Origin of the sequence: Luteitalea sp., assembly GCF_022842525.1 — a bacterium.
GTDB lineage: Bacteria > Acidobacteriota > Vicinamibacteria > Vicinamibacterales > Vicinamibacteraceae > Luteitalea.
This window is the reverse complement of sequence record NZ_JALHPM010000057.1, coordinates 18,985-33,788: the sequence shown is the minus strand read 5'-3', so window position 1 is coordinate 33,788 and position 14,804 is coordinate 18,985. Positions and strand designations below refer to the sequence as shown.

Here is a 14,804-nt window from a genome sequence, read left to right as displayed (position 1 = left end):
TTATGGAAAGTGCCGCGTTATGGTGAGTTCGCGCTGAGGGCGGGAGATCTCCTGCTTGCCTGCTGGGTGTTGCGACGGAGGCCGCTTCCCATAATTCCCTCGTCCCGCGTGCACATTCGCGCGCGGAGCAAGGAGGGATCATGCTCAGCGGTTTCTTCCCCGCGGATCGCCTGGAGGCGTACCGGACCTCACCGTTCAAGGCGCGCATCGACGTGGTCGGCCAGCGCCTGGTCGACCAGCGCTATCTCGCGGCCGTGACAGCGCAGCACGTGCGCGAGTGGTTACGGTTCACGCACTATCTCGCCGAGCGCCGCGTGCCTTGGCCGGCGGCGACGGACGCCCCAGCCGTCCATCGCTACCTGACCGGGCGCCTGCGGACACTCGGTAGCGCAAGCCGCGCCCGGTTCGTGCGCGCATCACTGCGGATCCTGATCGATGCCGATGACACCGGGCGTGTGCGACGGCGAGTCGGTGGCCCGCCGCAGTCCGTTCCCGCATGGGTCGTGCCCGCTCTGGAGGATTACCGCGAGTATCTGGTCCGTCACCGTGGGGCCGCGCCACGGACCGTGGTCAAGCACCTCTGGCAGGTCGTGCGGTTCACGCAGTTCTTGGACGCCGCGGGCATCACCGCCGTGGCACGCATCACGCCTGGTCACATCCAGGGCTTCCTCACGGCCTTGGCCGGCCAAGCTCCGGTGACGTTGCGCGCGTATGCCTCGAGTCTGCGGTCGTTTCTGCAATGGACGTTCCTCACCGCCTTGGCGCCGGCCGATCTGCGCGAGGCGGTCACCTCGCCGCGACGGTTTCGGCAGCGAGAGGTGCGCGACACGCTCTCCGATGCCGAGGTCGCGCGCATCCTCGCCGTCGTGGATCGATCGTCGCCGACCGGTCGCCGGGACTATGCGGTCCTCGTGCTGGCCGCCTGCTACGGTTTGCGGCCCTGCGACATTCGCCACCTACGGCTGGAGCATCTTCGCTGGCGCGACGGGGCATTGACCTTCCCGCAGGCCAAGACTGGGCGCGTGCTCAGTCTGCCCCTCCTGCCAGCGGTCCAGGAGGCGTTGACCGCGTACCTGCGGGCCGGGCGTCCCGTCACGACCTCACGGCACGTGTTCGTCCGCCACCGAGCGCCGTATGAGCCCTTCGTCGAGACAAACAATCTCGCGGCTCTGATGCGACAGGCCCTGCAGCGAGCGGGGCTCGGGACCCGACAGGGGCGGCACGGGCTCTACCTGTTTCGACATACCTTGGCCCGCCGCCTCCTGACGGCCGGCTGTGCCCTCAAGCACATCGGAGACGTCCTCGGCCACGCCACGACCGAGACCACGATGGAGTACGCCTCCATCGATCTCGCCGCCCTGCGGCGTGTGGCGCTCTCGCAAGTGGAGGTGCAGCCATGAGTCGCCGTGCCACCCCCCGCGCGCCGACCTTCCACTGCGCGCTCGGGCCCGCCTTGACGCGGTTGCTCGCCAGTAAGCGGGCCGCCGGCTATCGCTATCGGGACGAAGCGCGCGCCCTCGGCGTCCTCGACCGCTTCCTCAGCCAGCAGCTCTCGCCCGAGGATCCGGTGATCACACGCGAGATCTCGCGCGCGTTCGTGGCCCGGCGCGGCGATGAGTCCGAGACGACGCGCGAGCATCGCACAAGTCTCCTTCGCGTCGTCACGCGATTCCTCGCGCTGGAGGTGCCGCGGACCGCGGTGCCTGGGCCTCGCTGGTGTGGCATCCATCGCCGCGCGTTCGTGCCCCGCGTGCTGAGCCTCGAGGAGGCGCAGCGCTTCCTGCGCGCGTGCGACGCGCTCCCGAGTTGTGCCCGCTCCCCAGCACGCGGGTCCGTCTTGGGGACCCTGCTCGCTGTCTTGTACTTGACCGGACTCCGGGCGGGAGAGGGCCTGCGACTCGCCGACCACGATGTCGACCTCGCGGAGGCCGTAGTCCGCGTCCGTGACACGAAGTTCGGCAAGTCGCGCGTCGTCCCGCTGGCCGCCGATCTCACGGCACGGCTGAGACAGTGCCGCACGCACGTTGTCACCCGGTTCGGCCCCCGTGAGCCCGACGCGCCGTTCTTCCCCGGACCCACGCACGACGTCTATTCCATCACCGCCTTGCGCGCGGCATTCCATCACGTCCTGCGCCTGGCGGACATCCCGCGGCGGCGCGAGGGGCAGGCGCTCCGCCTGCACGACCTGCGGCACTCGTTTGCCGTCAGTCGGCTCACCCTCTGGTATCGCCAAGGCGTCGACCTCGATGTCGTCTTGCCCGCCCTGGCGATCTATCTGGGGCATGTGGGCCTGGCCAGTTCGCAGCGCTATCTCCAGGTCACGCCCGATCTGTTCACCGAGATCACACGTCGGACGCAGGCGCGCTTCGGGCACCTCATCACCGAGGCCGGAGCGGGACGATGACACCGCACGACCTCGCCCCGTTCGTCACGGCGTTCTTTACCCGTCACTTGCCCGCCGAGCGCAACGCAAGTCCTCACACCATCGCGGCCTATCGGGACGCCATGAAGCTGCTGCTCCGCTCACTTGCCGCGGCTGTCCACCGTGACGCTGCCGCACTGCACGTCGAGGACCTCACCCCAGAGCGCCTACTACACTTTCTGACCGCGCTCGAGACGACTCGCCACAATGGCATCCGTACGCGCAATGCCCGGCTTGCCGCGATTCACAGCTTTGTCCGCTACGTCCTCGACTCCGAGCCCGCACTCGCGGCCCTGGGCCAGCGCCTGCTGGCCGTGCCGTTCAAAAAAGCCGTGCGCCCCGTCCTGGGGTACTTGAGTGATCACGCGCTGGCGCAGCTGCTGGTCCAGGTCGATCGCACCACACCCGCAGGCGAGCGGGATTACCTGCTCCTCGCACTCCTGTACGACACCGGCGCGCGGGTGCAGGAGATCCTCGACGTGGCGCCCCGAGACTTCCGGCTCGTCGCAGCGCCGTTCGTACGACTCCGGGGCAAGGGGCAACGCGAACGGCTGGTTCCACTCCTCCCGCAGACCGCCCGCCTCGTCACCCGATACTTGGCCACGCGGCACATCGCCGACGCCGAGCGGGCACCCCTGCTGCGTAATCGCCGCGCGGATCCCTTGACACGACACGGCGCACGCTACCTCCTGGCCAAGTACGTCCAGCGGGCCCGCTCTACGCACCCGAGCCTGTTCCGCGATGCCGTGAGCCCGCATACGTTGCGGCACACCAAGGCGATGCATCTGCTGCAGGCCGGCGTCCCGCTGATCACGATCAAGGACCTGCTCGGCCATGCTGACGTCAAGTCCACCGAAATCTACGTGCAGAGCGATCTGGAGATGAAACGCGACGCCCTCGTGTCCGCCGGCACGCTCACCGTCCCCCCGCGTTCGTCCCGGCGACCGCCCAAAGACCTCCTCGCCTGGCTCGAGGCGCTGTAGCCGTTATGCGCAGGGCCGATCGCCACCGGGCTGCACCAGGCGGCGGTGAATCCGCCGCCTGGCCGGATGCTCACCATAACGCGGCACTTTCCATAATCCTCGCCCGGCGCCGTGACGATCACCACGCGCGCGGCTGGCGCCGATGCGCCGCGCAGCCGGCCGACGAAGCGCCGCACGCTGGCGTACCCGGCCGTGAAGCCGTGGTCGTCGACCAGGTCTTGCCAGATCGCGCGGGCGTTACGCCCGCGGCCGGTCGCCTCCGTGATCAGGTCCTGATAGGGCAGGCAGGCGCTCGTGCTGGGCGATCGCGACGGCGCGGCGTCGGTGGACACCCCCAGCGGTGAAATGGCCGGCTTTGCCGTCGCTTCGCTCGGCACGGCCGGCGCATCGGCCCGCGGCCGGCCCCGACCCCGCACCACGACCCCCGCCGTGCGCAGGTAGCCGCTCACCGTCTCGCGGCGCACGCCCGTCGCTTCTTCGATGCGCCGCAGCGACCACCCCAGGCGCCCCAGCGCCACCACCTGCTGCTGCTTCTGTGGGTCCAAGACGTTCCCCATGGCGCCCACTGACGCACAGGGCGTCCGGGCGCGGTTCACGTCTCGACACCAACCTCACGAAATGGCCGGTTTTGAGGTGTCGCTTAATGGCCGGATTGGGCTGTCCACCGAGGCCTGGGGGACCCTGCTGAAGGGCACAGCGTCGGCGCGACGTGTGAGCGGCGCCACCGCGCTGCTGTCGGACGTGATCGGCGCTCCCGGGCCTGGTACTGGGATGTGGTCGGCGCTCTTCGATCCGTCGAGGACCATGATCTGGGACGTTCGCCTGGGATTCGAGAAGCACTGGACCGTCGGCAAGACGGATGTGACGTTCTTTGGCGACGCGTACCGGTCGTTTCAGGGTGGTGCGACGGGCAACGAGCTGCTGCCACTGCCCGAGTCCGCGACCAAGGGGTTGAGGACCGGGACGGCCGGCCGGTTTGGCCTGAAGCTGGGATTCTAGAGACGACACGCCCGACAGGCCCGGCCTCCTCGAGCGCTCATCGAGCGCTGCCCCGCGCAACCGCGTGCAGCAGCTCGCTGATGGCGGATGCGTCCGAGACCGGCGCGCACATCGCAGGGCCGGTCGCCAGAGACGCATCAGTAGCTGACGTGCCCGCCCGACAACTTGAACCGCCAAGGTCGACCCATGCAAGGGCGATCCTCGCGACATCCGCCTTCCCGCGCAGGCTGACCCATTGCGGCCGTCGCTTCTCTGCCACGTCCGCTGCACGGCCGATCACGACGACGGCCTTGGGCCCGGGCAGCGCAGCCACTCCACTGACGACACTCTCCATCGTCGCCACCAGCGCGGCGGCCGCCATCGCCGCGTTGGGCGGCAGGGTGAAGTCGAGGCGTCCTGCGCGAGCGGCATCGCTCGCCTCGCGCAGCCGACGACGATCCCGCGTGAGGTCCACGTTGAGGCCGGCCGGTCCCACCGTTGCTATGCCGAACGTGGCGCGGCTATCCAGCACGTGTTGCTCCAGCCTGTCGATCAGCTCGGCGACGCGAGGGCCGTCACCCGGGCGAACCTGCGTGTCGTCGATGACGATGACTACGGTGGCAGGCGCTTGCGCGAGCAGCGGCGTCTCGAGTTCGAGACCGAACACGATCAGGCTGGCGAGCAGTAGTAGCAGCGTCCGACGCTTCATGTGCGCCGTTCCTGTCTCAGCAGATCCATGGGCGTGGTCGCCACGGCACGGCGACACGCGACGTAAGTGGCCGCGACGACCAACCCGATGACGAGCGCCGCCGGCACCAGATGACTCTGCGCGTCGAGCATCTTGATCTCTGACAGGTGCGCCTGCGCGAGGTGACTGCCGTACCTGGCGGCCGCCACGCCCAGGCACGCCCCCAGTGTGGCCGCGATTGCGACCGCGCGCATGATGCGCCTGACCGCACGCGCCACCGGCTCGCCAAGCGCGAGTCGGATGCCCAGTTCCCGCTGCCTGCCGGCGACGACCGTACGGATGATCGCGATCGTGCTGAGCGCGGTGAGCAGTAACGCGACGATGCCGCCTGCCGTGAACACCCGCGCGAAGAAGAGCGGTCGTGCGCGCCAGCCTCGTAGGCGGTCGCTGAACGGATCGGGAGGCGGCACCGCGGCCAGCGGCTCGACCCGCCTGACGGCGTCCTCGATCGCCTCCTGCGCCTGCTCACGCGACAGGCGCGTCCGCACTGCCAGCGTCATGGGCAGCAGTCGCTGCCGCCACATTGGCACGTACAACAGGGGAATGGCCGGCACCGTCTCGCTGAAGCGGATGTCGCGGACCACACCCACGACGCGATATGGGGACCCGAACCACGGCGTGTCGACATGCTGCCCCAAGGGCGAGGCGTTTCCGAAGAACGCGCGGGCACCGGTCTCGTTGATGACCGCGACCATGGCGCTCGACGCCTCCTCGTCGGCCGTCGGGGCCCGACCGGCGATGGTCGTGGCGCCGAGCGTCGCGAGGAACTCGCGCGTCATCGGCACGACGCCGCCGCGCTGCATGTAGTCGGAGCCCTCCCGCCCCCGGATGGACGCCCACGGTGGATCGCCCGACACGGGAATCTGCATGCCAGCAGCCGCGGACACAATTCGTGGGTCGGCCGCGACTTCATCGACGACCGCTCGCCAGAATTCACCGCGGGAGGAGGATTGATACCGCGCCAGCGGTAGCCTGGGGCCCACGAAGTACAGATCCTCTTCCGCAATGCCGGTGCGTTCTCGAGCAAGGGCGGCCGATGTCCGGACGGCGGCAGTCGCGGCCACCAGGAGCACGGCTGCCAACGCCGCCTGCGTGGCCACCAACGCCACGTGCACCCGCGTCGAGCCACGCCAGTGCAGCGTCTCGACCAGCCTCAGCCGAGTGACGATCCGCCGGCGGAGCGCGATGCTCATCGCAAGCAGGAGCCCGGCCAGCGAGACGGCGAGCGCCTGCGCACCGCCCCACGCCGTCACCCGCCGCAGCGACGTCGACGCCAGCATGGCGAGGCTGCGATCCATGGTCTTGGGCACGTCGAGCCAGTACACGATGGCCAGCGATGAACCTACCACCACCGGCAATCCGATCAGTGACGCGAGCAGGCCGTGCACCAGCAGCCGTCGTCGCAGGCGTGCGGGCGTGTCGCCGAGCCCGAGCCGGACGGCCACCTCTGGCAACTGGCGTTGCAGGCGCGCGATGTGTAGCACGGCAAGACTGAGGGTGCCCACGAGCAGCAGGGAAATGGCTGCGCCGGCCATCAGGCGGAAGAACGTCCGGTCGTGCCCGAACATGTACTCGCGCAGCGGCACGACCTCTGCCCGCACCTCGCGGATCGGCGTGTTACGGGCATGCACGGCCCGCACACGGGCGGCAATCGTACGTTCCGCCTCCTCCCGCGTCAGCCCCGGACGGAGTCGGCCAATCGGCCCGAGCATCCACTCGGTCGTCACGTCCCGGTCCGGCGCGATGAACGCAGGTGCCAGCACCTTGGCGAAGGACGGAATCACCAGCCCGGCTTTGTAGACGCCGACGATCTGCAGATCCTGCCGGTCGCCCTTGATCACGTGACCAAGACGCTCGTGCGAGCCGCCGAACGCGCGACGCCAGAGGCCTTCCTCGATCATCGTCGGCAGCGGCCCCTCGGTGGTGCGGAAGTCCTCGTCGTTCAGGAGGCGACCAGCGACGGGGACGAGCCCGAACAGGCGCATGGCATTGACCGACACCATCGCGCCCTCCCAGATCTGTGGGCGGTCGGGCGACGCGAATGCCGTCACGCGGTTCGGCCAGACCGAGGTGGGGGCGTCGACGAGGCCATCGAGCGCTTCCACGAACTCCCGGGGCAAGCGGCCGAAGCGCTTCCCTTCCGTTGTCGAGAACGGCAGCACCACGACCATGCGGTCCGCCTGGGGGAATGGAAGCGGCTTGAGGAACGCGGCGTCCACCACCTGGAGGAGCGCGGTCGCGCCACCGACTGTGAGGGCGACGACGAGAATGGTCAGAGCCACGAAGCCGCGGCTGCGCCACAGGTCTGCGGCAGCGCGGCGGAGACCGTCGTCACCGAAGGGCAAGCGCGTCAGGATCCCCTCGACCGCGAGGATGAAGGGACCGGCTCTGGCTGTGACGGGGGTTCTGGCGTGGCCGATCTCGCGCGTCAGTTGCGACCAATCCACCACCTCGGCGCGAACTCGCGTCACGGCGTCCTCAGGTGTTCCGCCTGCCCGGAGCACGGCATCGTGAACGTCCTGAAGCTGCGTGGCGATCTCGTCGACGACGGTCGCGGGAATGCTGGCGCTGCGGCCTGTCGCACGAATGTGCTCACGGACGTAGGCACGCCAGTCAGTCACGGTGCTATGCCTGACGGAATCGCGCGACGCGGTCGAGGGCTTCGAACAAGGACTTCCAGCCTCGCCGTTGAGCGCCGAGTGCTGAGCGCCCCGCAGCGGTGAGCCGATAGAAGCGGCGCCGGCGCTCGCCGGCCTTCTCGACCCATCGGCCCTCGACCAAGCCGCGCCGCTCTAGCCGATACAGCAGCGGATACAGAGAAGGCACCTGAAAGCAAATCTCGCCTCCAGACCGCTGCTCGATCAGCTGCGCGATCTCGTACCCGTGGCGCTGCCGCTCTTCCAGTAACGCGAGCACGAGCATCTCGGCACTGCCGCGCTGCAGGTCTCGAGCATTTATGTCGTCTCCTGACATGTCGCGATCATACATATCGCGTCGGCACCGTCAATCACGAGTTCGGGGGTGCGATCGCGGGTTCATGTACATCAACAGGTCTGCTGTCGGATGGACACCGCCCCACTGGACACGATGCCGCAGCCGGCCGTGGTGCTCGGTGGAACTTCTGAGCGCCACATGGTTGCAGCGTCGACCACGTGCCGGTGACGATTGCCGGCCAGCCAGCATCGCACAGCCGTTCGTGTGGCACACGGCAGACTCGGGCTCCTCGTTCAGTGCATGGCCCGAGACCAGCGGCTTCATGGGTAACCAACTGTTTGCCGACCGGTTCGTGATTGTCATCGACCTGCCACACCGCCGCTTCGGCATCGCTCTGAGCCCCGTGCAGCACACTGACCGTTGTCCGGTCATGTCTGATGGGCGCTGGGCCGTCACGACGCGAGTTCCGTTCGCGGGACGCCACATCCCACGCTTGGGACGATGCCAGCCCACCGCTAGTCCAGACTGTTTCCAGGCGCGGGTCTCGGACTGGCATTCGTGTTGCAGTAGAGTTCGCTCTCATGCGATTTCGCGTCGACACCCGATCCAGGGCCTGGCTCGTCTCGACGGTCGCGTCCAGCCTTGCGGCCGGTACCCTGCTTGCCGCATTGGTATCACCCCACCTGCTTCGGCCGCTGCCGTTTCCGAGCGGCGACAGCCTTTTCGCAGTGGCGGAGCGCCAGCAGGGCGCCTCAGAGAGTGGACCAATGTCTGGGGGCACTGCCGAAGACGTCCGGACGCGCGCCCGGAGCGTTGCTCAGCTGGGCACCTACTCGGCCAGCGAGGCACTGCTGACTGCCGGCGACCTGTCGACCAGCGTTCAGTTGGTGTACGCCTCTGAGCATCTCTTCGAGGCACTGGGCGTACGTCCCCTGGCCGGCGTTCCCTTCGCGTCGACGTGTGACCTGCCACGCCAGGTCTTTCTGTCGGAAAGGATCTGGCGCAGCAGGTTCGACGGACGGGAACGGATCATCGGAGATTCCGTGCAGATCGCGGGGCGCCCGTTCACCGTCGCGGGAGTGATCGCGAGTGCCAGCGCGCTGCCCCGGAACGGCGATCTGTGGACCTGCGACCCACTCGGGCGTCCTATGGGTGAACGCGAGCGCAGGGATCGGTATCGCTTCGGTGTCGCCCGGCTTCGGCCGGGCACAGCGCTTGGCGAGGCTCAGAGAGAGGTCGGTCAACTCTCGGCCCGCTTGGCCGAGGAGCACCCGGGCTCCAACCAGGGGTGGAAGATTGAGTTGAGCCCGTTGCGAGTCGCCCTGCTAGGCGGTTCATACGACCCGCTGTTGCTCATCGCGGTGCTGGCGCCGTTGATCCTCGTGCTCGGTGCCATCAATGTGGCTGGCGCAGTCGCTGCCTTGATGGAGGCGAACCGTGGACGGTGGCAACTTGAGGCTGCCCTGGGTGCACGGTTGCGGCAGGTCGGGATTCCATTGGCACGTAGTCTCTTTGTGCTGCTGGGCGCTGGAGTGGCGACCGCGGCGCTGATCGTCGAGACAGGTTTCCGACTGGTTCGTCCGCTGGCTACCCAGATGCTCCCATTTGGAGGCGCGATCGGCTGGGACGCCTCTACAAGGCTGTTCTTGATCGGCGGCGCGGTGATCATGGGGGTGCTTGCTACCGCCATTGGACTTCACCTTGTCGTCAGCGCTCATCAACACCCAGAGGCCGTGCTGACAGGCGAAGGCTCGAGGCACTACGTTGGGCTGGGCCGCCTCCGCCATTCGATCGTTGGCGGGCAATTGGCTGTCGCCTCGTTCGTCGTGTTCCTCGGCGTGTGGCTGCTCTCCAACTACGCGCGGCTCGCCTCAGCGGGTGTGGGCTACGAGGCAGCCGACCTCTTGGTCGCCGACGTGTCGCTGCAGCCCAGCGCAGCACTGCCCCGTCCGTGGTCACACCTCGCGCAGGCCACGCCGGAGCTGATCGCCGCCGTGGAGTCGGACGCTCGCGTCACAGCCGCGGGCGTAGGAAGCCTACCGCCGGCCTCGAATGGGGTGGAGGTCACTCTGGTCGCCGATGACAGTGACGTCAGAACTGCACATGCGACAGCGATCAGCGTCTCCGCTGGCTTCTTTGCTGACATTGGTGCGAATCTGATCCACGGTCGAGACTTCGGCACAGACGACAGTTTCACTCCCGCTGCACTCGACAACGGCGACGCCCGGGCCAGCGAGGGCGTGATCGTGTTGAGTGACAGAACGGCCCGGACCCTTTGGGGTAGTGGTCCCTACTTGGGCCGTCGTGTTCGCCTGCAGCCCTCCTCTGCCAGCTGGCGGGTGGTGGGCATCGTCGGCACCCTCGGCGGCCAGGTCGCCCCTGAACAAGTCATTCGTGTGTACGTACCGTTCGCCCAGGCGCCGCGCATCCACTTCAATCTGCTGATTCGTCTGGCACCCAACGTGGTGCTCACGGATCTCGAGCTGCGTCGCATGGTGGCTGCCGCAGCCCCGCGCCTCGCCATCACACGGGTACGCCGGATGAGCGACATCCTGCAGTCGGAGACGCGGCTTCCGCTGGCCCTCACTGGCGGCGCCACGGCAGTTGCGATTGTGGCGTTGTTGCTCTCGTTGGCGGGCGTCTATTCGTTGAGCCAATACGTCACGCGGCGCCAGGCACCAGCGCTCGCCGTCCGGGTCGCATTGGGATCAACGCCGCTGCGATCGGCCGGGGCCGCGGTTGAGCACCAGCGACCTGCCTTGCTCATTGGCGCAGCCGGTGGGCTGCTGTTGACCTGGCTCTGGATGCGTCTTTTCACGCCCGATGCTGCCTGGCTTGCTCCAGCCAGTCTCCAGCAGTTCGCAGGTGTGTCAGCCGCGATGCTCCTGGCCGCCGCGGTCGCGGCCGCGCATCCGTCCTGGCTCCTCGCACGCGGCCCGGTTGCGCGGCTGCTGCAACAGAGCTCGTCCACCAGCTGATCCCAGCTTCAGCACTCCGACCGACATGAACCGCGCTCTTCGACGGCTGGTCCGTTCGCCGGGCTATTTCGCGCTGTCCGTCGTGTTGCTCACGGCTGGCGTCGCGAGCAACGCCCTGGTATATGCCGCTGCGGAAGCGCTCCTGTGGAATCCCTTTCACGTGCAGGCGTCTGGCAACCTGTACGCGATCCTGCGGGGCACGTCGAGCGCTCCCTTTCGCAACGATCATTTCGCCACGATGCGCGAGGCCATCGCCAGCTCGCTTGCGTTGACCGGCTTTACTGCGCGTGACGCGCCTGTCCGCATCGGCGAGGCACCACCCGAGATCATCGGCTCAGTGGAGGCGCACCGCGACTACTTCGATGTCGTTCGGCCGGCCTTCGCGATGGGGCGAGGCTTCTCGACCACTCCGGGAGATCGCGAGGTCGTGGTCTCCAGGCGACTTTGGGCGCGCCGATTCGCCGCGCGGCCTGACGTGCTGGGCCAGACGGTTCTGGTCCATGGCCAGGCCCTCACGGTGGTGGGCGTGCTCGACGAGTTCGTAGGCACCACCGTCGGCTTCGATGCCGACGTGTTCGTGCCGGTCGATCTGCTCCCGCTCTTCTCGGGCCAGGAGGTGGGCGGCTCGCTGCTGTTGCCGACGTCGCGGTTCCTGCAGGTGCTGGCCCGCAGTACAGGGGCGCGTTCTCCCGCCGACCTCGAGGCACGTATGGTCGACGAAGATCGGCGCATCCAGGCGGGGCTCGGTATCCGCACCGCCGCATCGGCCGAGCCTCTCTCGTTGCAGCCGGCGTCCTCGGCCGCGATACGCGGCCCTTCCCGCGCACACGTCGAGCGAATGACGCTGCTCGTCGGCGCGGTCGCCGCGCTGATCTTCGTCGCCGCCTGTGCCAACGTGATCGGCCTCGTCATCGCGCGGCTGGAGGGACGCCGGCAGGAGTTGGGCATCCAGGTGGCCCTTGGCGCAACCCGGTCCCAGATCTTCCGCTCCGAGATGCTCGAGGTGATCTGCATTACCGCGTTCGCAATCGTTGGCGGCCTGGTGCTGGCGGGCGTCGGCCAGCGCGTTCTCGCCGCGTGGCCGGTGACCCTCGTGGGTCGAGTCCCGCTCCGCCTGGACGTCAATGCGCGGGTGGCGCTCCTTTCGACGTGCGTGGCGGTGTGCGCAGTGACGGTGAGTGGTACGTGGCCACTGTGGCGTGCATGCGCTCGTCGGCCAATGGACAGCCTCGTACCGGCCGCGTCGCGGACCGTGGCCCCGCGCACGACTGGGCGATTGCTCTTCGTCGCTCTGCAGGTGGCGGCCTGTAGCGCACTGACCGTGTCTTCGCTGCTGGCGTTCTCACAGGTACGCGCCGAACTGGAGCGGCCGCTCGGCTTCGACCCTACGCGACTGCTGGCCGCCACCATCGACGCTACCCATCCCGCACATGCGCAGTCCGGGGAGCAGATGACCTCATGGATACCTGACCTGCAGACGGCTGCCGGTGCGTTGCCGGGTGTGGAGTCGGTGGCGCTCACCGACTTCGCCCCCCTCAGCGGCGGCGCCGCGGAACGCCGTCTGGTGGTCAACGGGGAGGCACTCACCGTGCATGCCGTGGGCGCTGACAGCACCTACTTCTCGACCCTGCGCATGCCCGTCGTTGCGGGACGCGCGCTGCGGACTGATGGGCGCGCGGAGGTCGTTGTCAATGCGGCGATGTGGTCGATGCTCCGGGCCCGAGGCGTGGCACTCGGTCACCTGGTTCGCCTGGCAGATGATGGACCGAACGCGGGGCCGTTGACCCTGGTGGGCGTGGTCGGGGACGCGCGCCACGTCTCGCCGGAGGCGGCACCGGCCCCGACCGTGTATCTGCCGCTGCTGGCACAGGTGGAGTCTGCCCGACGTGTCGTGCTCCTTCTGCGCATGCGCGACCGGCAGGACCAGCATCTCGGTGCCGTGCGTCGTCTGGTGGGCGACCGTCTTCCGGATGTGCCGATCTGGCGAATGGACTGGATCGAGGATCGTTACGCGCTCGCGCTGCGTCCGGCGCGTGTGCTGCTGATGAGCCTCTTGGGCGGCGGCCTCCTGACGCTCGGCCTCGCGATGACGGGCATTCTCGCGTTGCTCACCTACGTCGTGGGCCGTTCGCGCCGCGAGATGGGCATTCGCGCGGCACTCGGGGCGACGCCGTCCCGCGCGTACCTCGCGATCGCCTCGCGTGTCGTCAGCGCCGCCTGCGCGGGCCTTCTTGCGGGGGGCATCGCCGGGTGGCTGGGCGGTCACCTGCTGGTCGGCGGCGGGCAGCGCGCCACCATCGGCAGTGTCATCGCCGGAGTCACCGTCGTCGCGCTGATGGTGTCGTTGAGCGTGCTTGCGCCTTCGACACGCGCCCGGAGATGGGATGCGGCAACGTTGATGCGCGAGGAGTAGGCAGAAGGCCGGTTGCTCGATGACCGGACGGCGGCGCGGATCGACAACTGTGCCGCGAGGGTTCCTGCGGCGGCTGCAAAGGGAACCTCCGCATCGGTGACCTCGCAACACGGTATGAAGGGCGAGACACAGTGGGACGTACGGGCTCCTGAAGCGCGGACGCGGACGAAAGCTCGTGGCGGCCCACGGGGTGGAGGCTGCTTGTGATGTAGAACTCGCGGGAAGGTGAGACCCTTACGGGACGGGCGAACCAGGCCCGGCGGGTGCACACAGCGAGCATGCGACTGTTGGCCGGCGCGCGCCGGCTCGCTCTCTTGGCGCCGCACACGGCAAGCCAGAGCTCCGTTCTGTTCTGCCCTCGTCATTTGCCGGAAACGACGCATCCCTTAAGGAAGCGCCGATGAGGTAGTGTCGCCAGATGCTGCAACGCCACGGGCTCTTTGTGTCCACAACCACTATGCCCATGATTCGCTTCGGCATTCGTGAGCAGTTCATGGCGCTCAGGTCGCACCATATGTCTGCGGACCGGGTGGAACACGAGCGGGCACTCGCCCTCGACTACCACCTTGGCGAGACGTTCTCACGCCTACTGTTCGTGCTTCAGGAACTAAACCACGTGATGCAAGAGCTGGGAGCCACCTACGACCGTGGCGGAGATGATTGGTCGTCTCCTCATCTCTACATGTTGGGCGAGTGCCTGGCGGACCAGTCTATGGCCTACCTCGGCATGGTCGTCGATGACATAGCCATCCTCGTCGCAATTGCGGTCGGCGCTCCTGGTGTGGATGGCATGGGAGCGCTGAAACGCACGAAGACCATCGCGGTGCTTCGCGCTGAGAACGCCGCAATTGCAGACTCTGTGACATCGCTTGATGAGTCCGGCTCTTGGTGGGACGTCGGGTTCAGGAGAGGAGCCGGAGTACGCCAGTTGATCACGCACCTCCACCACAGCGTGCGCCTCCAAGTCTCTCGAGCTCCCGACGAGCCGCATGAGACGTCGGCCTTTGTGTCGGCATCCGGTCCGAGACCCGGCGCCGGCAACTTCACAGCGAATCTGCGCTCGGTGCTGGTGGGCCTCTGTCATTGGCTCGAGCGCCTGGAACCCCAGATAGCAACCGTGCTCCGTCGTCGCGGAATCAGCGCGAGCATCGCAACTACCGACAGGGATTGGTGTCCACATTTCCGCCTGCCCGTGGGCATGCCTCCGAGCACGCGAATGTTCCACGCACGTTACTTTCCATTCCCGTACTGCGAGGGCTCCGCCCATCTTCCTGTCACCTGCCATCCGCCAGAGCCGAATGGAACGGGTGGAGCCACGGCCTCAATCATCATCGGGAAGTGAGCACCC

At 67.8% G+C, this 14,804-nt stretch carries 10 protein-coding genes and 1 pseudogene; 7 read left to right on the top strand and 4 right to left on the bottom strand.

What is annotated here, in order from left to right; genetic code table 11:
- Positions 1–140: 140 nt before the first annotated feature.
- The 3 genes from Q0C41_RS13420 to Q0C41_RS13410 are packed head-to-tail and all read left to right on the top strand — an operon-like array spanning position 141 to position 3,405.
- Positions 141–1,400, top strand: coding sequence for a site-specific integrase (locus Q0C41_RS13420; RefSeq protein ID WP_291984291.1), 1,260 nt, complete (start codon positions 141–143; stop codon positions 1,398–1,400).
- Positions 1,397–2,404 (top strand): tyrosine-type recombinase/integrase, encoded by a 1,008-nt coding sequence (locus tag Q0C41_RS13415; RefSeq protein ID WP_291984290.1) that lies wholly within the window; start codon positions 1,397–1,399, stop codon positions 2,402–2,404. The genes Q0C41_RS13420 and Q0C41_RS13415 overlap by 4 nt, the downstream gene beginning before the upstream one ends.
- Positions 2,401–3,405 carry a tyrosine-type recombinase/integrase gene (locus tag Q0C41_RS13410; protein WP_291984289.1) on the top strand — a complete coding sequence of 335 codons (1,005 nt, stop codon included), beginning with the start codon at positions 2,401–2,403 and terminating at the stop codon, positions 3,403–3,405. The genes Q0C41_RS13415 and Q0C41_RS13410 overlap by 4 nt, the downstream gene beginning before the upstream one ends.
- An 86-nt stretch (positions 3,406–3,491) precedes the next feature.
- On the opposite strand, the pseudogene Q0C41_RS13405 reads toward Q0C41_RS13410, so the two are convergent.
- Positions 3,492–3,962 (bottom strand): annotated as a pseudogene (locus Q0C41_RS13405) (IS21 family transposase); the annotation flags it as partial.
- Here Q0C41_RS13405 and Q0C41_RS13400 point away from each other — a divergent pair.
- Entirely contained in the window at positions 3,961–4,404 is a 444-nt protein-coding gene (locus Q0C41_RS13400) for a hypothetical protein (protein ID WP_291984288.1), read from the top strand. The pseudogene Q0C41_RS13405 and the gene Q0C41_RS13400 overlap by 2 nt on opposite strands.
- Positions 4,405–4,441: 37 nt before the next feature.
- On the opposite strand, the gene Q0C41_RS13395 is transcribed toward Q0C41_RS13400, so the two are convergent.
- From Q0C41_RS13395 to Q0C41_RS13385, 3 genes are read right to left on the bottom strand one after another with little or no spacing between them, the layout of a single operon-like run.
- Positions 4,442–5,050 (bottom strand): hypothetical protein, encoded by a 609-nt coding sequence (locus Q0C41_RS13395; RefSeq protein WP_291984287.1) that lies wholly within the window; start codon positions 5,048–5,050, stop codon positions 4,442–4,444.
- A 38-nt stretch (positions 5,051–5,088) separates the two neighbouring features.
- Complete coding sequence (locus Q0C41_RS13390) at positions 5,089–7,752, bottom strand: ABC transporter permease (RefSeq protein ID WP_291984286.1); 2,664 nt, start codon at positions 7,750–7,752, stop codon at positions 5,089–5,091.
- A 4-nt stretch (positions 7,753–7,756) separates the two neighbouring features.
- Positions 7,757–8,104, bottom strand: a complete 348-nt coding sequence (locus Q0C41_RS13385; RefSeq protein ID WP_291984285.1) for a PadR family transcriptional regulator — start codon at positions 8,102–8,104, stop codon at positions 7,757–7,759.
- 542 nt (positions 8,105–8,646) lie between these two features.
- Here Q0C41_RS13385 and Q0C41_RS13380 point away from each other — a divergent pair.
- From Q0C41_RS13380 to Q0C41_RS13370, 3 genes are all read left to right on the top strand, one after another.
- Positions 8,647–11,043, top strand: coding sequence for an ABC transporter permease (locus tag Q0C41_RS13380; RefSeq protein WP_291984284.1), 2,397 nt, complete (start codon positions 8,647–8,649; stop codon positions 11,041–11,043).
- Between the two features lie 25 nt (positions 11,044–11,068).
- Positions 11,069–13,456: an ABC transporter permease gene (locus Q0C41_RS13375; protein WP_291984283.1), complete on the top strand. Its 2,388-nt coding sequence runs from the start codon at positions 11,069–11,071 to the stop codon at positions 13,454–13,456.
- Between the two features lie 463 nt (positions 13,457–13,919).
- Entirely contained in the window at positions 13,920–14,798 is an 879-nt protein-coding gene (locus Q0C41_RS13370) for a hypothetical protein (protein WP_291984282.1), read from the top strand.
- Positions 14,799–14,804: the final 6 nt, after the last annotated feature.

Coding starts and splice junctions, on each gene's coding strand:
- Q0C41_RS13420 (WP_291984291.1), top strand. CDS start 141: ATGCTCAGCGGTTTCTTCCCCGCGGATCGCCTGGAGGCGTACCGGACC.
- Q0C41_RS13415 (WP_291984290.1), top strand. CDS start 1,397: ATGAGTCGCCGTGCCACCCCCCGCGCGCCGACCTTCCACTGCGCGCTC.
- Q0C41_RS13410 (WP_291984289.1), top strand. CDS start 2,401: ATGACACCGCACGACCTCGCCCCGTTCGTCACGGCGTTCTTTACCCGT.
- Q0C41_RS13400 (WP_291984288.1), top strand. CDS start 3,961: ATGGCGCCCACTGACGCACAGGGCGTCCGGGCGCGGTTCACGTCTCGA.
- Q0C41_RS13385 (WP_291984285.1), bottom strand. CDS start 8,104: ATGTCAGGAGACGACATAAATGCTCGAGACCTGCAGCGCGGCAGTGCC.
- Q0C41_RS13380 (WP_291984284.1), top strand. CDS start 8,647: ATGCGATTTCGCGTCGACACCCGATCCAGGGCCTGGCTCGTCTCGACG.
- Q0C41_RS13375 (WP_291984283.1), top strand. CDS start 11,069: ATGAACCGCGCTCTTCGACGGCTGGTCCGTTCGCCGGGCTATTTCGCG.
- Q0C41_RS13370 (WP_291984282.1), top strand. CDS start 13,920: ATGATTCGCTTCGGCATTCGTGAGCAGTTCATGGCGCTCAGGTCGCAC.